This is a genomic window from Selenomonas sp. GACV-9, assembly GCA_900116485.1.
Lineage (GTDB): Bacteria > Bacillota > Negativicutes > Selenomonadales > Selenomonadaceae > Selenomonas_A > Selenomonas_A ruminantium_G.
This window is the reverse complement of the sequence record FPAX01000007.1, coordinates 83254-102410: the sequence shown is the minus strand read 5'-3', so window position 1 is coordinate 102410 and position 19157 is coordinate 83254. Positions and strand designations below refer to the sequence as shown.

General features: G+C 53.3%; 14 protein-coding genes and 1 other RNA gene. 7 read left to right on the top strand and 8 right to left on the bottom strand.

Annotated features, from left to right (window positions below; genetic code table 11):
* Window positions 1–152: 152 nt before the first annotated feature.
* Window positions 153–1139, bottom strand: a complete 987-nt coding sequence (locus BM322_RS08080; protein WP_075429477.1) for a diaminopimelate dehydrogenase — start codon at window positions 1137–1139, stop codon at window positions 153–155.
* 202 nt (window positions 1140–1341) lie between these two features.
* Here BM322_RS08080 and BM322_RS08075 point away from each other — a divergent pair, with 202 nt between their 5' ends.
* Window positions 1342–1590, top strand: coding sequence for a DUF896 domain-containing protein (locus BM322_RS08075; RefSeq protein WP_177220839.1), 249 nt, complete (start codon window positions 1342–1344; stop codon window positions 1588–1590).
* Window positions 1591–1650: 60 nt separating this feature from the next.
* On the opposite strand, the gene ssrS is transcribed toward BM322_RS08075, so the two are convergent.
* Window positions 1651–1823, bottom strand: a non-coding RNA gene (gene ssrS / locus BM322_RS08070) — 6S RNA.
* 221 nt (window positions 1824–2044) lie between these two features.
* Here ssrS and BM322_RS08065 point away from each other — a divergent pair.
* A complete protein-coding gene (locus BM322_RS08065) occupies window positions 2045–2359 on the top strand; it encodes a hypothetical protein (RefSeq protein WP_075429475.1) in 315 nt (104 codons plus the stop codon).
* Between the two features lie 48 nt (window positions 2360–2407).
* Here BM322_RS08065 and BM322_RS08060 read toward each other — a convergent pair whose 3' ends face one another.
* Window positions 2408–5725, bottom strand: a complete 3318-nt coding sequence (locus tag BM322_RS08060) for a DEAD/DEAH box helicase (RefSeq protein WP_075429474.1) — start codon at window positions 5723–5725, stop codon at window positions 2408–2410.
* A 155-nt stretch (window positions 5726–5880) separates the two neighbouring features.
* Here BM322_RS08060 and BM322_RS08055 point away from each other — a divergent pair, with 155 nt between their 5' ends.
* On the top strand, window positions 5881–6960 hold the full coding sequence (locus BM322_RS08055) for a glycosyltransferase family 9 protein (RefSeq protein WP_075429473.1): 1080 nt from the start codon (window positions 5881–5883) through the stop codon (window positions 6958–6960).
* 18 nt (window positions 6961–6978) lie between these two features.
* Here BM322_RS08055 and BM322_RS08050 read toward each other — a convergent pair whose 3' ends face one another.
* Complete coding sequence (locus BM322_RS08050; RefSeq protein ID WP_075429472.1) at window positions 6979–8232, bottom strand: DAK2 domain-containing protein; 1254 nt, start codon at window positions 8230–8232, stop codon at window positions 6979–6981.
* Between the two features lie 132 nt (window positions 8233–8364).
* Between BM322_RS08050 and BM322_RS08045 the strand changes: the two genes are divergently transcribed.
* From BM322_RS08045 to BM322_RS08035, 3 genes are all read left to right on the top strand, one after another.
* Entirely contained in the window at window positions 8365–10857 is a 2493-nt protein-coding gene (locus BM322_RS08045) for a cell division FtsA domain-containing protein (protein WP_075429471.1), read from the top strand.
* Window positions 10858–11024: 167 nt separating this feature from the next.
* A complete protein-coding gene (gene rpmF, locus BM322_RS08040; RefSeq protein ID WP_005842638.1) occupies window positions 11025–11204 on the top strand; it encodes a 50S ribosomal protein L32 in 180 nt (59 codons plus the stop codon).
* A 136-nt stretch (window positions 11205–11340) separates the two neighbouring features.
* Complete coding sequence (locus tag BM322_RS08035; protein ID WP_075429470.1) at window positions 11341–11526, top strand: helix-turn-helix transcriptional regulator; 186 nt, start codon at window positions 11341–11343, stop codon at window positions 11524–11526.
* Window positions 11527–11851: 325 nt separating this feature from the next.
* Here the strand turns inward: BM322_RS08035 and BM322_RS08030 are convergent, their stop codons facing one another.
* Window positions 11852–12259 (bottom strand): very short patch repair endonuclease, encoded by a 408-nt coding sequence (locus tag BM322_RS08030; protein ID WP_075429469.1) that lies wholly within the window; start codon window positions 12257–12259, stop codon window positions 11852–11854.
* A 173-nt stretch (window positions 12260–12432) separates the two neighbouring features.
* Here BM322_RS08030 and dcm point away from each other — a divergent pair, with 173 nt between their 5' ends.
* A complete protein-coding gene (dcm, locus tag BM322_RS08025) occupies window positions 12433–13629 on the top strand; it encodes a DNA (cytosine-5-)-methyltransferase (RefSeq protein ID WP_082334431.1) in 1197 nt (398 codons plus the stop codon).
* A gap of 35 nt (window positions 13630–13664) precedes the next feature.
* Here dcm and BM322_RS08020 read toward each other — a convergent pair whose 3' ends face one another.
* From BM322_RS08020 to BM322_RS08010, 3 genes are all read right to left on the bottom strand, one after another.
* Window positions 13665–15167, bottom strand: a complete 1503-nt coding sequence (locus BM322_RS08020; protein ID WP_075429467.1) for a Sau3AI family type II restriction endonuclease — start codon at window positions 15165–15167, stop codon at window positions 13665–13667.
* A gap of 152 nt (window positions 15168–15319) precedes the next feature.
* A complete protein-coding gene (locus tag BM322_RS08015) occupies window positions 15320–17923 on the bottom strand; it encodes an SNF2-related protein (protein ID WP_075429465.1) in 2604 nt (867 codons plus the stop codon).
* Window positions 17901–19157 carry a hypothetical protein gene (locus tag BM322_RS08010; RefSeq protein ID WP_075429463.1) on the bottom strand — a complete coding sequence of 419 codons (1257 nt, stop codon included), beginning with the start codon at window positions 19155–19157 and terminating at the stop codon, window positions 17901–17903. Before BM322_RS08010 ends, BM322_RS08015 begins: the two co-directional genes overlap by 23 nt.

The window sequence follows — 19157 nt, the reverse complement described above, 5'->3', positions numbered from 1 at the left end:
ATTTAGCGGAGCGGAGAAAAAGTGCACCCACCCTCACCCAAGCTGAGCTGCAGCAAGCTTATTGTAATCGCGCACTGACAGACAAACTGCAATTTATAATACAAAGATCCGCCGACACATCTCTGCATCGGCGGACCAACAATCATATTCTCTTAGAGCAGATGGGCGCGCAGTTCCTCGCCGCTCTGTGCACAAAGGTAAGCTGGTGCGATATCGAGTACCGTGCGGCAGCCAGTCTGCCCTTCTTTCGCCAGACGATAGGCGGCACGCGCATAAGCGATGAGCACGCTCGTCGTGAACTCCGGATTGGAATCCAGGTCGAGCTTGAACTCGATGACATGCTTGTTCTCCTGCGCATGTCCCGTCGCACCCGTACGGATGACCGAGCCGCCATGTGGCAGGCCGCGATGATTTGCCTGCAGCTCCTCCTCGCTGATGAACGTCACCGTCGTGTCATAGTCAGCGAAGTAGTTCGGCATCGTCTTGATCTCGTTCTCCACATAAGCCGCATCAGCGCCTTCCTCCAGCACGACGAAACATTCACGCGTATGTTTCTCCCGCGTCGTCAGCTCCGGATTCTTGCCAGCGCGGACAGCCTCCAGAGCTGCCGGAACCGGCACCGTGTACTGGCGGGCATCCTTTACGCCCTTGATGCGGCGGATGGCATCGGAATGCCCCTGCGAGACTCCGCGGCCCCAGAACGTGTAGTCCTTGCCGTTCGGCAGGATAGCATTGCTGTAGACCCGCGCCAGGGAGAACAGGCCCGGATCCCAGCCGACAGAGATGATCCCGATATGGCCCGATGCCTTGGCAGCTGCGTCGACAGCCGCATAATGCTCAGGAATGCGCGCATGGGTGTCAAAGCTGTCGATGATATTGAACAACTTCGCATACTGCGGCCCCTGCACCGGCAGATCCGTGGCGCTGCCGCCGCAGAGGATCATGACATCGATCTTGTCCTGCCAAGCCTCAACATCATTGACACTGACGACCGGCACGCCAGCCGTCGCAATCTTGAGTGCCGACGGATCGCGGCGCGTGAACACAGCTGCAAGCTCCATGTCCACATTAGCCGCAACGGCACACTCAACACCGCGGCCCAGATTACCATAGCCCAGGATACCAATACGAATACTCATCAGGAACTACCCCTCTCTGTCAAATATCACCTAGAGTGAATTATCATAATAATACGGTATTAATATATCATACAAGTCCTGAATTGAAAACGGATTTCTCTCGCTGAATGCGACATATTTCCCTATACAATTTCCCAGCGACCCGCTATAATAGTAGCATTACCGCAAAATTCAAAGACAGCAATATCAGGAGGTCTTTTTCATGATTACACCGGAACTCATCGCCCGCATCAACGAGCTTTCCCGCAAGAAACGCTCGGTCGGCCTTACGGAAGAAGAACTGGCCGAGCAGCAGGTCCTGCGCCGCGAATATCTCGATAACATCCGTGACCAGGTAAAGGGCATGCTCGACAACATCGAGATCGTCGATGCACCGCTGCAGCAGCCAGTAGAGCCCAAGGTCACACGCATCAACGAGGTTTCTTTCTCCCTGCGCCGCCAGCTGCACTGATTTGGATAAATATACACAAAGAGGGACTGCCAGCCCTAAGGCAGCAATCCCTCTTCAAAGCAGGGGTCCAAAATGCCGTTCGCTTTTCATGCCTAAAACCTGCGACTCGCAGGTGGGTGCCTTAAGTCTGACTTCTGGCATACGCCGAGGCGGACCTCCATCAGAATCAAATCAGGCTCCCTAGAAAAAATGTAGGTTAGACATAACAAAGCCCGCGCACATTCCAGGCTTATCCTTCTTTGTCTGTATAATAGCATAAAAAAAATATGCATGCAAGACTTGACAAATAAGGCTTAGTTGTTAGTTGACAAAAAAATCAGTATGTTTTAACTTTTACCGCATTATGCATTTCTGCCAACACCTTTTGGACTTTCGCGGCAAAATAGACTATAATGAATAAATAAGTTTCTGAAATATGACATGCAATACATTCACGCATAAAGGAGTTTTACTTATGGCTACTACTTTCAGCGTAGCAATCAGCTACAATAACGCTCTCGGCTGGATTGACTACGATGCTGACGCCCGCAAAGCTGAGGTTCATCTGAGCGACGACGAGGGCAAAAAGCTCACAGAAGACTATCTGCGCACGACTCACGAAATCAACATTCCTCACGAGACGCTTATGGACTTCACCCATGAGACCATCGACCCGCTGGCCGATGAGAATAGTTTCAAGCTGGCCCTTACGCGTCTCTGGAACGAAACGAAAGTTCATGTTGACTGGAGCCGTCCGGTCGACTACGTAAAGCAGCATCCGCATTATTGATTGCAAAAGGCAGCCGCAATGGGCTGCCTTTTTTGTTTCCCTATGATATCAGCGCTTGGAAAACAGCTCCCGCACTTCTTCTTCGGTTAGTTTTGACAGGAAGTTGTCGCCAGGCTGGATCATCTGATCGATCAGCGATTTCTTCTTCTCCTGCAGTTCGAAGATCTTCTCCTCGACTGTGCCCTTGGTGATGAACTTCAAGACCTGCACGTTGTTCTTCTGCCCTAAGCGGTAAGCACGGTCTGTCGCCTGATCCTCGACAGCTGGATTCCACCAGGGATCGAAATGGATGACCATATCCGCCCCCGTAAGATTGAGACCTGTGCCACCCGCCTTGAGTGAAATCAAAAATACCGGAATATTGCCAGCATTGAACAGCTTCACGAGACGGATGCGCTCAAGGGCCGGTGTCGAGCCGTCCAGATAATAATACGGCACACCGATCTGCTTGAGCCGCTCGCCGATATGGCCGAGCATCGTCGTGAACTGCGAGAACACGAGGATACGATGACCGCTGGCCACAGCCTCGCCAACGACTTCCTCGAGCATATCTAGCTTGCCCGAGCCGCCCTCATACCCTTCGAGGAACAAGGACGGGTCACAGGCAATCTGCCGCAGGCGCGTGAGGATAGCCAGGATCTTGATGCGGCTTTCGCCAAAGCCATTGGCCCGGAGCTCCGCCGCAAACTCCCGCTGGCTGCGGATGAACCAGGCCTGATAGACCTTCTCCTGCTTGGCCGTCATCTCCCCCACCATCTTGCGCTCGACCTTATCGGGCAGCTCCTTCAAGACATCCTTCTTCATGCGGCGCAGGATAAACGGCATCACATGACGCTTGAGATCCGTAAGGGACCGTTCATCCTGCTCACGGACAATCTGCGTCTCATAGTGCTCCTTGAATTTCTTATGGGTCAGCAGATACCCGGGCATCAGAAAGTCAAAAATCGACCAAAGCTCGGTCAGCGTATTCTCAATCGGCGTGCCTGTCAGGGCGAAATAGCCGCCAGTCTTCAATTTCTTGACCGCCCGCGCATTCTGCGTCGTCGGGTTCTTGATATGCTGGGCCTCATCGAGGAACGCATAGCGGAACTTGCGCTTTTCATAAAGTGCGATATCGCGCTTGAGCATGTTGTAGGTCGTGATCAATACATCGTAGCTCTGGTCAGCTGCCGCGAGGATTTCCTCGCGCTGCGCCTTGGTGCCGGCTACAGCGGCAGCCTTAAGCGACGGCGCAAAGCGCGCGATCTCATCGAGCCAGTTATACATCAGCGACGTCGGGGCCACGACAAGGGAAGGTGGCTGCGCCGCATCCTGCCGCGCCAGCAGGAAAGCAATGACCTGCAGCGTCTTGCCAAGGCCCATGTCATCGGCTAAGATGCCGCCCAGATGATAGTCGGCCAGTGTCGACAGCCAGTTGAATCCCGTGACCTGATAGTCGCGCAGCACACCACGTAAAACCTCTGGCACCTCATACTCCGCCTCTTCGGGCCGGCGGATATTGCGCACGATGGCGCGGAAGGTCCGGCTGCGCTCAAGGTGCAGGTTCTCATCGGCTCGTGCGAGTTCATCGAGATACATGGCATGGGACAGCGGCAGCTCCACCGTCGCACCATCCGCCGCATTCTTGCGCGTGATGCCTGCATTCTCGACGAAATCTGCCAGCGCCTGCATCTGCTGCTCCTCCAGCGTCACAAAGGTCCTGTCCTTGAGACGATGATAGCGCCGTTTCTGCTTATAGGAATCGAGGATATCCATAAGCTCATGGAAATCGAGATCCTTCATGTTGAAGGTGACTTCCAGCAAATCCATATCATTGACGCTGACGCCCGCCGCCACTTTGGGCATCGGCCGTATCGGCCGTTTGACGAAGCTGTCTGCATAAAAGACATCGACCCATTCCGGCAAATTCGGCAATTCCTCGGTCAGGAAATCATAGCTCTTTTCCTCATCTTTCTGCACGAGCTGATCCTTCTCGGGCCGGAACCCATAGTGGGAAAGACGCAGCATGATTTCCTGCTCGCCACGCGCATCGCGCACCAGATGGCGGCCATCCCGCAGCGGTGGCTCCGCGGTCACCAGCGGGTTGAACTTTGCATCGCCATAGCAGAGCTGCGGCCGCACCGCAATGCCATCGCCAGCATAATCGATATAGAGCTCTGCCGTCAGCGGCTGGAGCGTATACTGTTCCAGGAACGCAGGGTCTACTTCGACATCAGCGGCCTTCTCGATCCGCGGCAGCACCTCGCTGAAAAACCGTCCCATCTCTGAACGCGGTACCTCGATGCGCGAGGCTGTGCGGAAGGACTGCCAGAGAGGCTTTACTGCCCGGGCAAATTTCGGTGACACCGCATAGATATGCTGTCCCTGAAAGATATAGCGGCACGCATCGTCCAGGGGCATGATCTCCTCAGTTGTCAGGCTGACCTGCCCACGCCCATCCTGCTCACGGACGCTGACCCCCAGCTGCGGCTTTTCCTGACTGCCGCGCACATCGCCGAGATCCGCGCCATTGATGCGCATCTCAAAGGCCATATCCCCCATGACCGCCAGGAACCGGCCAAGATTATCCGCAGACAATCTGAACTTCTTCTGCTCAAAGATATAGCTGTGATAACCCGTGTAATAAAAGCCGCTGTTCGGGCCATAGGAAAGCACATCCTTCTCCGCCCGATGTGCCTCCTTGAGCATCGCATAGAGCTTGGCTGACACGGAATCTGCCCAACGGATGGCCGCAAGATCGATTTCGGCATTCCGCCCGAGCTGCCAATGCCCTCCCTTCTCCTTGCTGCTCAAGAACTCCAGAACATTGCGCACCACATAAAGCCGCTCCGTGCCAAAGCGGAACTCGAGCCAGCACTCCGTACGCCCGTACAGATCCTCCACATACAAACGCGGCACAAGATACGCCGGCTGGCTGGCCATCCGGTACTGTGAATCTTCCTCACGGTCAGCATCGGCAAAAAAGCGGAACATCCGCCGGCTGTGTGTCGACTCCCCGCGCTCGCCCTGCTGGCGCACATCAAAAGTTCGCTTGAGCTGGCTGAAAATCTCATCCTTTGAAAGTGCGCTCTCATGCTCCTCGTCAACCTGCTCTTCCTGGATGGCCTTGAGCACTGCGACAACATGCTTGCAGGCGCCAAGATACTGGCTGGCCGCCGGACAATCGCAAGTGTAGTGCTCAATCCCACTGCCATCTTTGGAAAGCCGGACCTCCACCTCATATTTTACCGAGCCATCCACTTCCGCCCGGTAACGGCTGTCCCGCACGCGCTCGAGCCGTGCCACCCGGCCCTGATTATAGTAGCGTACACCGCGGCTGTAGGCCATGTCGCTGGCCACCGTACGAATCATCATATCTTTCAGCAAGTGTTTCCGCTCCTTTTCCGCCTGGATCCTGCCCTCCAGCGCTTGAATCCACGGCTTTTCCTATGCTAAGATAATACTATCGCTTTATTGGCAATTACGTATCCTTTTATTTTACTATGTAACAGTAGAAAAACCAACCAATACGAAGGAAATTTATGAAGAAAAATCATCCGGTTCTTACAGCTGGTACCCGCATCCTCATCGTCCGCCTCAGCGCAATCGGCGATGTGCTGCACGCGACTACTGTGGTCCATAATCTCCGGCGCAGCGAACCAAACTGCCATATCACCTGGCTCGTCAGTCCGCCGGCCGCTGGCTTGCTGGCAAACAATCCCGACATCGACGAGCTGCTCATCTGGGACCGCCGCGAGCTCGACCGCGCCTTTGCCCAGAAAGACCTGCGCGCCATCGCGCGCAGTCTCCGCAAAGCCCGTGCGCTGCTGCGCGCCCATACCTTCGACATCGCCCTCGACATCCAGGGCCTGTTCTTAAGCGGCTTATTGACCCGCCTGAGCGGTGCCCCGCGCCGCATTGGCATCCATGAACGCCATGAGGGCAATTTCCTGTTCATGACCGAGCTGGCTCCAAATATCACCGCCAGCCATAAGATCCATCGCTATATGACAGCCCTTGCGCCGCTCGGCATAAGTCCTGACAGCTTCCAGCCCGGCCTCGTCCTGCCAATCAGCGCGGACCAGCGCAGCTGGGCCCAAGGATTCTGGCAAGCCAAGGACATCGAGACCGGCAATCCCCAGCATCCGCTGCTGCTAGTCAACACGCGCACGACCTGGCCTGACAAGAACTGGCCCGCCGAAAACTTCGGCCGCTGCCTGCGCGGCATTGATCCTAAGATACAGATCGTCTTTACCGGCGCTCCCAGCGATATGCCCTATATCGCCAAGGCTCAGCAATCCCTCAGCCGCCCCAGTCTCTCCATTGCAGGCCAGACGACACTTATGGAGCTTGCTGCCCTGTTTGCCGAGGCCGACCTGCTTTTGACTGGCGACACGGGGCCGTTATACATTGCCGAGGCTGTCGGCCTCACGACGCTTTCGCTCTGGGGGCCGACCCATCCGGATATCTATGGGCCGCTGACGGCTGGCCATCACTTCATCCTCAGCCCGCACAGCTGCACGGCCTGCTGCAAAACAAAATGCAGGCATCATACGAATGCCTGCATGCAGGCCATCGAGCCTGCTCTGGTCACCGAAAGAATCAACCGCCTGCTTTCCTGACAGGCGGTTGATTTTTCCTTATTCCACTGTGACAGCCCGCGTCATAGCGCGGACATTGTCGGCCACTGATTTCTTTGGATCGAACAGCCGGACAGCCTCTGCTTGCTGCTGCTTGTCCGCGCAGAGCACCAGCTCCACACGGCCCCCCAGCAGGCGCTTGGCCTGCCGGAACGCCAGCCAGAAATCACGGCTCCAGGCCAGCATGATGTAGGCATCAGCCAGGTCGCTATGCGCGGCGCTGACAAGCTCAGCTACCGACGGGCCAGCATCCTCGCTGCCACTTACCAGCACATGGATGCCCATATCCTGCCATTCACGCGCCTGTACCTTGTTTTCGGCCACAGCCATCAGCGCTACCGGCATCAACGCACCGTGAGCGCCAAGCACATGACTCTCGCTCATATTCGTGACATGGATATCCTTGAGTGGCCCCCAGCCGACAGCCTGCTCGATCACCTTGCCCGGATGATCGGTATGCAGATGGACCGATACACCGCGTTCCTGTGGCTGTACCAGCACGAAATTCGAATATTCCTTGAGCTGCTGCTCCATGGCCTTGCAGTCAGGCTTGGCATTTATGACGGCAAAGCGCACGCAGTAGGGGCGCACGATATCATTGCGCGGATCCGGCATCCCCGACTGCGGTGACTCCAGCCCCAGCGACAGGCTCACAGCCGGTGAGACGAAGTTGCCATCAAGGCCCTTGAGGCAGCCTTTGAGGAACGTGAACATGATGCAGGCGCCTGCATCCTCACTGCCCACCGTTGGCAGTGCCGTCTCGCCCGCGGCGATAGCCGCCTCAAGGATCTCTGATATCGGCTTATTGGCACGCACTGCATGATAGGCACCCTTGGCCACCGCCTTGGCCAGCTTGATGATTGGCCGCTCCGGCTGCTCGGGGATCACGCGCTGCGAGTAGAGGATGCCGTACTGGAAGGCTTTGCCGAACTCCGAGGAAGTCGCACTGTACTTGCCCGACAGCCCCTTGCCGAGACCGCGGAACATCTGCGCCAGCACGACACCGGCACTGCCACGGGCGCCAAACAAGGCCCCCGATGCCACACGGCGCGCCAGTCCGCCAATGCCATCATCCTTCACATCCCGCAGCGGCATCACCGCCGCCCCCATCGTGCGCAGCACATGGGTGCCCGGCAGGCGGCCTGCTCCCGCCAGCTGGTTGATGTTCTCATACTCGAGCAGGAACTCGCTATACGCACCGCTGACCATGCGCTTGAAATCGCCAGCAGTTATTACCTCTTTATTTCCTGTCATAACAATCACACTCGTTTCTTTATAATGTAGTATCAAACTTTGAAAATTTCTGCTAAAAACAGGATTCTATTATATACTTCGCGAAATAATAAAAATAACCTTTAAAATTCTAAAAATACAAGGAGTTTTTTTATGCCCACGATAGATAAATCCACGGACGCTGCCACCAAGAAAACCACCGCAGCATCCAAGACCACCAAGGCTGCCAAAACAGCAGCTGCGGCAAAAACCAAAGCTGCCAAAACGGCAAAGACGGCCGCCAAATCCGCCGAGTCAAAGTCTGCGAAAGGCACAGGCGACCGCATCTTCTCCCTCGATATCGGCACGCGCAGCGTCATCGGCATCGTCGCCGAATACCATGAAGATGACGAACAGCTCCACGTCGTCGCCACTGACCGCCTCGAGCATACGACACGGGCAATGCTTGACGGCCAGATCCACGACGTCCCACAGGTAGCCGCTGTCATCGAGAAGGTCAAGAGATCCCTCGAGGCTAAGACCGGCCCGCTCAAGAACGCCGCCGTCGCTGCCGCTGGCCGCGCGCTCTACACGATGACCGCCGAGGCCGAGATGGATGTCAACGGCCTCATTACCGCCGAGCAGCAGCGCAACCTCGATTTTGCCGGCGTACAGGCCGCCCAGGCGGCACTGGCCGACTCTCATACCGTCGATGACCCGACGCGCTACTACTGCGTCGGATACAGCACCATCCGCTATATCCTCGACGACATCCAGCTCAAGATGCTGATTGGTCAGCGCGGCAAAAAGGCCAAGGCCGTCGTCATCGCCACCTTCCTGCCACGGCAAGTCATCGACTCGATGCAGAGCGCCCTCCATGCGACGAACCTTGAGATGCGTGCACTGACCCTCGAGCCGATTGCGGCCATCAACGTGCTGATTCCACCGACCATGCGCCATCTGAACCTCGTGCTCGTCGATATCGGCGCCGGCACCTCCGACGTTGCCATCACGAAGAATGGCTCCGTCATCGCCTACGGCATGGTACCGCTGGCCGGCGATGAGATTACCGAGGCTATCAGCCAGCGTTTCCTGCTGGACTTCAATATCGCCGAGGACATCAAGCGCCGCGCCGCTAGTGGGGAGGACGTATCGTTCACCGACATCCTCGGCATGGACTACGAACTCAAGGCAAACGAAATCATCGATCCGGTGCTGCCGAACATCGAGAACCTCGCCGGCGCCATCGCCAAACAGGTCCTCGAGCTCAACGGCGATGCGCCCCAGGCCGTCATGCTCGTCGGCGGCGGCTCTCTGACCCCGCATCTGGCAGAATTCGTGGCTGAGGCCCTCGGCATGCCCGCCAACCGCGTCGCCGTGCGCAAACCCGACCGCGTTGACGGCATCACGGACCTGCCCGAGGAGCTCCACTCCCCGGACGCCGTCACGCCCCTCGGTATCCTGAAGATCGCCTCGCTCAACACGCTGCACTTCCTCTCCGTCTATGTCAACGACGAGGAATACAGCCTGTTCAACTTCCGCGAACTCACGATTTCCGACGCGCTGCTCAATGCCGGCATCAACATGCGCAAATACAACGGACATCCTGGCCTCGGCCTCATGGTCAACATCGGCACCGAAAAGAAATTCTTCCCAGGCACTCTCGGCACCTTCGCCAAGATTATGCTTGGCGATGAAGAGGCCGACCTCGACACCGTCATCCACGACGGCGCCCGCATCACGATCATCCCAGGCGAAAACGGCACGACACCGAGCGTCCGCCTCGGCGACCTCGTGACCGCCGGACAGGAGTACACCATCTATATCAACGGCCGAGAAAAACACATCCGCCAGCGCGTGACCGTCAACGGCAAAGAGGCCACAGCTGACCAGCTGCTCGCCGACGGCGACACCATCGAGAGCCGCGAGTTCAAGAGTCTCGGCGAGGCCCTGCTGGCTGCCGGCTACCCGCCGACAGGCCGCAAGATTCACTATAAGCTCAATGGCAGCGATACGACTTACAGCTGCACACCGGAAATCCTCTTGAACGACAATCCGGCCAGCATCTCGATGCCCATTCATGAAGGCGACCACGTCGAATATATCGCCGACGAGGAGCCAAAACTTGGCGATATCTTAAACCTCAGCAATTCCGATACCTCCATCGTCATCTACTACGAAAACGCAGAGTATCAGATCCCCTCCGCCAGCGTCGAACTCACAGTCAACGGCCGCAAGGCCAGCCCGGGCACATTGATTGACGATGGCTGCGAGATCACCTACATCAAATCCGAGCGCACGGCGACAACCGTCAGCGATGCACTGCTGGCCGTAAACTTCCAGCCGCCAGCTGCCACGAGCCGCGTGACCTTCACGATCCTCGTCAATGGCCAGCCCGTCGACTTCACCGATCCGGTCAAGAACGGCGACAGCCTCGAGGTGCGCCTGACGTCACTGGAACCGCCCACGTCTGCCGCACAGACCGCTCCAACAGTCTCGCCACAGCCAGCTGAGCCGGAAAGACCTGCGGCCCCTAGCATCAGCAGTTTCATCCACACGCCGCAGCCAGCGATCCAGCCCAGCACGCAGCCAGCAGCAGCGCCGGCAGCCCCTGCAGCACCCCAGCCACGGCGCCGCACCATCGCTGATTTTATCCGCACCGATTGATTGTATTACGGAGCGCAAAAATTTTGCTTGCATAAATGACAAAAAGAAGGTATCATAGTAACATGTGTCAACGCACATCAACATGTGAAATGAATCCATTCAGCATCAACCCATTGCATGGATTTCACTAACAAGGAATAAGATTCGCTCCGGAGGTGAAAATCAACATGGCAGTACCAAAGCGTAAAACTTCCAAGGCTCGCCGCGATCAGCGCCGCGCTAACTGGAAGCTCGAGGCCCCAGGCTTCGTTGCCTGCCCGCAGTGCCACGAGCCGAAAATGCCACATCATGTATGCCCGGAATGCGGCTACTATGATGGCAAAGAGGTCGTAAAAGCAGCAGAATAATGCATACTATAACAGGGCAGCCTTTTGGCTGCCCTGTTATTTTACTCAGGAGCGGACATATAACCTTGTCCTCACTTCTTTTTCATGCAATAATTATATGGGTAATATCTACAAACTCACAGAAAGGAGCTTTCGCTTGAACATCAAATCCTTCCGCGCCATCGAACAGATTCGCGCGGCTCGTATCGATCAGGGCCTCAGCTGCAGTCAGCTGGCACTCAAATGCGGCGTCCGCCCCTCCCTGATTCTCAACTTCGAATGCGGCACGCGCCCCATTTGCGAAGACACCTACAAAAAAATCCGTACCGTATTAGGGCTGTAATGCCCCAGCGGCACATCCCGTATAAAATCGTAAAGGCTTCAGGACCAATACACAAAATGTCCTGAAGCCTTTTTCCGTTTATTCGTCATAAACTCTCCTAAGCCATATTATACCATAACATTCGCGCACAAGAAAGACAATCCGCATGAGCAGTACGGATTGTCTTTCTTGCTGTGTATTATATTTTAGGAGAGCTTTGACACCCGTTCAGCGCCTCCACGCTTTGAACAAATGCCATAACGAAAGCCTGTACATAATATACCGTAAATGAGAATTGTTGTCAATATGTTTTCATGAAAGTTTTTCTCAGATACTACAATCCGATTCATAGATATTCTTCAAGCTGCCGAAGGCATTCGCTTAAATCCTTCTTTATATCGCTCTCCCAGAACCGCAGGACAAGCCATCCCTCTTGGGTCAAGGCATCATTGACTTCCTTGTCACGCTCGACATTCCGCCCAAGGTGCCGCGTCCAATATTCCTTGTTGCACCTTACCTGCGCCCCTGGATTATCCTGATAGCCACGCGCGTGCCAGAAATCACCATCGACGAAGATAGCAATTTTCTGACGCGTCAACACGATATCCGGCGTCCCGGGCAGTCCCCGATAGTTCTTGCGATAACGGATTCCCTTATGCCAGAGTGCCTTGCGCAACATGACTTCCGGCTTCGTATCCTTACCGCGTATCTTAGACATGACTTGACTGCGTGTCTTTCTTGCATTTTTTACCATCATGCACCTCAAAACCATTGAAGGCCCTAATTCTTGCCATATGCACCATTGACAATACTAGCATCCCCCATCAGAAAAACCTTGACAAAAAATCTTTCTTGATCGAAAATAGTTCTTGTGCTATAATAGGCCAATAGAACAATCGTACTGACAATAAGGAGGAACTACCGATCATGGATAAAACCTTATGCGAACTCTTTGCTGGTGTCGGAGGTTTCCGCGTTGGGCTCGAACGTTCCTCTCAGGAATGGGATACAGTCTGGGCCAACCAGTGGGAACCCAGCCGTACTCGCCAAGACGCATTCGATTGCTACTGTGCACATTTCGGCAAGAAAGACATCTACGTAAATGAAGACATCGGGAATATTGACAAGTCAAGCATCCCAGACCATACATTGCTGGTCGGCGGTTTCCCATGCCAAGACTACTCTGTTGCCCGCACCGGTGCAAAAGGCATCGAGGGCAAGAAAGGTGTCCTCTGGTGGCAGATCCGTGAGATACTTGACGTCAAGCGCCCACCATTCGTCCTGCTTGAGAACGTCGACCGCCTGCTCAAGTCTCCAGCCAGCAAGCGTGGCCGCGACTTCGGCATCATCCTGGCGTCCTTCTGGGAATTCGGCTACAGCGTTGAATGGCGTGTCATCAATGCTGCTGACTATGGTTTTGTCCAGCGCCGACGCCGGACGTTCATTTTCGCTTATCGTAACGATACCAACTATGGACAAGATATGGCCGGACATGATCCGCTCGAAGCCATCAACCAAGATGGATTCTTTGCCCGGACATTCCCGATTGAAGAATGTCCGACAGTAATTGAGCGTGACCTGCCATCCCAGGACCTCTATGAGATCACTCAAGATTTCTCGTTCCCCTTCGAAACAGCAGGCTACATGCATGATGGTCATATCGCTACGGCAAAAGCTGTTCCAGCTTATCATGGGCCGCATAGAGTCCTCGCCGACATCATGGATCATGATGTTGACGAGAAATACTATATCGGCGATGATTTGGAAAAATGGACTTACCTGAAAGGTGCCAAGAGAATTGAGCGAACATCACGGACTGGCCATAAATACATTTTCTCCGAAGGCCCCATTGCCTTTCCTGATCCGATAGACAGACCTGCTCGCACTATGCTGACGAGCGAAGCCACCACGAACCGCAGCACCCATGTTGTCAGAGACCTCGACACCGGCAGGCTCCGTCTGCTTACTCCGAATGAGACCAACAAGATTCAAGGGTTCCCCGAACACTGGACAGACACCGGCATGAGCGAACGATTCCAATACTTCTGTATGGGCAATGCCCTCGTTACTGATTGCGTCGAGAAAATGGGCGAAACCTTGAACAATATCATCGACCAAGAATGATAGTTGACTTTTGCCGCATGAAGCTCAGTCGATCTTCATGCTTTTTTCGTACCTGCAAAATGCATCCTCAATTGCGACAAGATATAATCATTGTTCAACCAAAAACACTGCTTAGAAAACATCGTATCATCCGGCCATTCAAAATCCTTTGACCGATTGCTGCGCACAGTAAGATGCGTCCCTTTCGGCAAAGGTATCATATCCGACCGATCAGCCCCATGCGGGCGAACATGACAAATCATATTATCACTAGCTTTGGGAAGGTTATTACGCACGAGTCCGCCAGGCGTAATATCCAGCATCAGCTTACCATCCCTGAAGATATCACGTGTCCGCTCCCAAACCTCACGGACAGGTCCTTCGATATCGTGATATGGCATATTCCAGAAGCAGCTGCCTTTCAAACGGTAGATACCATCCTCACCTTCTTGAAAGAGCACAAAGAAGAACCTCTGTTCTTGCAGAAAATTACCGAATACACTATTTTCCCATTCCGTCTTCACCAACGCTTGGAAATCAAATGGTGAAAACGACATACTTTCTTTGATTTTGCCGTTCTTTTGGATGCGAATGGTCTTCACTACGATATTTGCCTTCCGGAACTCCTGTGCAGAATTCCCCTTTATCCCCAACATCCTATAAGCCAACATTGCATAGCGATTTTTTGCATTGGATCCCATCTCAAGTGCAACAGCCAGTTCATCCTCTGACCGTCCGATATAAGCCGCTATTTTCCGCTGCACATACTTTTCCAGATCATCGACCAATACATCCGATGATATAATTGACTCTTCATCCCGGTTCTGTCCTTCATAATGGTATGTCGGTTGTTGTTTGAGGATATACTCATTGAGCAAATACGTCATATAGCTGTTTTTCAACGAGAATGCACGTTGCTTCGCCTCAACATCACTGAATGGCTGTTTGCGGACAGATTTGGCCGAAGAGCCTTTCGTACATGCTCCTAAATAGAGCGTATCGCCTTCGGAAAGGTCTTCTGCCTTTCCCGCTTCAATTTTTGCCAAGATTTTCCGATAATCAGTCTTGATGATTTCCAGATCTTCTGCCGGCAACGTGAATAACTGCACGAAGTCCACCGTGCTATCGATGTCATTCTGACCGTCTTTATGAAGATACCAAGCCAGCAGGATGCACCCCAGCTTTTTCCACAAATGACTGGATAGCAGATCCTTCTCCTTATACACTTCCATATAATCGATCAGCGTCAGGACCAGACGTTCTTTTGCCGAGAAACCTTTCTTGACAGCTTTGTATGGTGTGACCTTCAGCTCGACGCCTGCCTTCTCGAAATCCGGCTCCGGATTGCTGTTCGCCTTATATCCAAACCAACATTCCTCGACCAAGTTTCCCATGCCGCCCTTGAAATTCTTATCCGCATGGATGTCCATATACTTCTTGTCTGCTACTAATGGATTGCCTTCCGCCACTGCCCGTTCGAATATCTCACGGAAACTCATCCCAATCATTTCCTTGCCATATCTCTCGATGTCTATAGGGTCAGTCTCATCGTATCTCACGATATCTCCTCCATTGTCATGATCTACCTATATACAGTTTAGTCCTAAATCCATTTGTCCTGCAACCCATCTCATGAAAATAAGCATAACCAACAAAAGGTGGTTCACCGACTCCTATGAGTCAGTAAACCACCTTTACCATATCTATCGATTCAGGATCTTCCCCAATCATCACCAAAGACTTCCGCAAAGATCATCTCAAGATCTTCATCACTGGTAGTCGTATCTTCCAGCACACCATCGTCGATAGCTGTGAGCATGAGCTGCTCTTTCTCCTGGAGCCGCTCATAGACAGCCTTGTCCACCGATACAGGCTTTCCTTGGAAATCAAAGTCTACCATCATGTAATAGTATTGCGTATATTGGCCATCAGGAAGCCCAAGTCGATGGATCCTGTCCTTCGACTGCAAGAGATGGACAAGATTATAGGTATACTCCATATATACAGCATCATGACAAACGCTATGCAAGGATACGGACTCTGCCAACGTATGCGGATTCGTGATCAATACATCGAATCCTCCCTTGCGGAAATCATCAATGATCACCAACCGATCCGCCTGCTCTACGCTGCCATCGATAAACCTCGCTCGGATTCCCCTGCGCTGCAACTCCTGCTGGACCTTGCGGATCGTACGCCGGAACACGCACCAACATACCGCAGTCTTCCCAGCAGCCACCAACGATACTAGCTGCTCGATACAGCATCTCATCTTGGAGCTAAGACCGGAACATGCATCCACCAGCTTCGGGACCTCATCCGAGAAGTCCTTGAAATCGATATCATCGATATCTTTGGCATCGTACTCCATGACATCCTCATAATCCGACATGCTGATATTATCCATGAGCATCGCAGGATCAGACTCCAACTGCAGCACACGAAGGAAGAACAGCAAAGAATTCCCCTTGCCATAGGCCTCCCGCAGGATGTAGAACAACCTGGACTCGGCTTCACTTGCCGTCACTTCACGATATATATCTGGCGATACTGGCGGGACAGCCAATTGTTCCTTCGTCGTACGGCAATAGAATGGCTTCAGCTTGCGATTGATTTCCTCTTTCTCCCACTCCGTCGGATCTTTCAGCTCACTGAGCTGATATCCAAAGAACGAACGATACTCATTAGGGAACATGATATGCAGCATATTGTAGATATCAACGTAACCATTCGGTATCGGTGTTCCTGTCATGACCGTCACATAACGTGCAGCACTTGCAATAGAAAGCGCGACCTCGGCACGCTTCCCATTGACCCCCTTCACCTTATGGACCTCATCGAATACCAGCATGGTATCCGACCTGGCGACCAATGCCTTCAATTCTTCCTCATAGGTTCCGATACTTTCATAGTTGAACAGCATCAAATTATAATTCTCGAAATGATACCGCAACAGGCGACGATTCTCTTCCTTCGTACGGGGCTCCTCATCATGGAGGTTGAACAAGCACAGCTCCTGCTTATCGCCGAAGCAGGCCTGGAACTCGTCTATCCAGGATCCGAAGGAGTTCTTCGGTCCCACCATGACGATGCGCCGCATCCCTGCACGCTCTTGCAGGAATGCGTACATACCAAGGACAGAGGATGTCTTACCCGACCCTGGCACCGAGAAGTTGCCACTCTTCACCATAGTCGTCATGAAGAACGCATCCCACATCTGACGCTCACGCAGCTTACGTTCCATCCGATGATTGACAATGACTGCAAACTCCTCGAAGCGTTCCAATAACCTCTCATCGCGCCGTTTGATGTCCAGCCCCATAGTGGAACGCTCATCGATATGGATCTCTCGCTCCCGGATGAAATCCTTCAAGACCTCCGTCATGCGATAAGTATAGCCTTCCTTAGGGATGCGGTCTGCCAGCAGCTTATCGATTGCGATGCAGTCGATATGGCTGAGCCCTTCACGGAACAAGATCTTGCCGGTCCTTTCCTCTGCATCCCGATCCATATACTTCTTTATCCGCCGCATGAAGCCTCTGGTCTTGAGGTATTCTCCACGGTCTTCCACATTCAAGTGCAAGAGGAATCGCCCATCCACGACGTCTAGTATACAGGCGTTATCCATCAGCAAAGCAGCCTCCCTTACCATCTCACCTTTGTCATGACGCATGATCTCCTGCAGTACCACATCATCTACATCACGTACGATCACACTACCATACCCGCCATCCCAGTACGCGTCGAAGATGCGCTGGCACTTGTCGATACCTCGACCATAGAATCCATCCTTGTCATACCAGCTGCAGACCACATCAAAGGATTCATGATTCTGCCACATCGCTGCAGTCGTCTCATTGTTGGAGCCTATGAACTTGATCCGATTCCCTGCATCATCCGTAAGGATGCCGAACTTGTCATGGAATATCCCTCGCTTATTGTAAGCGATCTTGATATCCATCCTTCCAATCGCAATCAAGTGGGCAAGGTTCGAGAGTCCCTTCTCTGCAGATATATCCAACTCCCGGCGAAGGTCAGCGAGCATCTCTTGCCGCAAAGAATCACGCAGCGCATAACCACGTTTCATCGCTTCGAAATCTTCCTCTGAGATATCCTTGGAGACAATCAAGCGATAGGAATGCTCTTTGCCGCAGAATTCCTCCAAGCCTTCCGCATAAGCGGCCAAGGAACCAGCCGTGAAATAGGCACTGACCCTGTCATAGGTCTTTGCCTCCTTCAATACTGGCGTCAAGAAGTTCTTATCGATATCATCTTCCGATGTATAGAACGGACTAAGCGTCAGATCTGTGAACACCTGCTGCCTCCTTGATCTCTCCCAACAGCTCTATCAGCTCATCTGCATCCTCAACGATCGTCGTCCGCAACTCTTCTGACAGTTTCGGGAAGATTCTCTGGTCAAGCTCACGGATAGAATCGATCGCCTTCTCGATGACATGGGCTGCACGCTCGCGGTCTGCCGTAGCTCGTACACGGTTGTCGAATACCTCCGTGCAGCGTGATGCCTGCTTGGCCAAGTCAGACTCTGCCTTCAGGCTCTCCAAGGTCTCCATCACCTTGCCATCAGAGACCATCTTGCTGTCGCTGATCTCATCGGTCAGCTTCTCGGCGATATCCAGCTGCTCTTCTATGAAGTTCTTCGCCTGACGCTTGTCCTTCAAGATTCTCTTGATATTACGCATGTATCGCGTCATATCGGTATGGGGCATGAGTGTAAGCTGGGTAAAGGCCACCTCTTTCATGTCTGCCTTCATATCCTCATCTTTCTCAGCACGGATCACCGAGAAGATCTCACGGATAGGGCCATCCAGCTTGTTCTTGCGTGCGATATGGAACTGCAGCGGCATCTGGATAGAATCCAGATACTCAGCCAAGAACTCCGCCAGTTCCAGGTCCTTCTGCACATCGGACTCCTGCTGATTTATGCTCTGGGCATACTCTTTGACCGTCAAGAGCTTGTTGCGCACCAGGTCATTATAGAGCCCTGCCAAGCGATTTATCGGGTCATAGTCCACACGGCTTTCCTCACCATGCTGTACCATGAGCTCCAGCATCTTGATATGCTTCATATCTTTCTCGATGCTCTCCGGAAGGATTACCGTCTCGAAAAAGGCAAAGTTCTCATTATGCAAATTCTCTCGGTGAAGCTGACGCAAACAAGTAAAGCGACGATTCCCGTCTACGACACGGCCATCTGCCAACGAGATGCCTGCTTCACGCTGGCAGAACATCGCGATGTTGTTGCGCGTCTGCACGAGCTTTTCCCGATTGCTTTCCTCGATGAATGTCTCGATGAGGCTGTTATAGGACTCCATCTCATCCTCATTACAGTTCAGCTTATCTATGCCATTTTTCAGGCAATACTCCTCGATCCAGGTAGAGATACGGTCATTCTGATCGTTATAGTACAACTTGTCCAGCCGGACACGATAGACCGGATATGCCATAGTCTTCCCTGCCAACGTAAGCTTACGGGTCAATTCCGTCTTCTCTACCCAACCATTCTCGATACCTTCAACTAAAAGATCCAT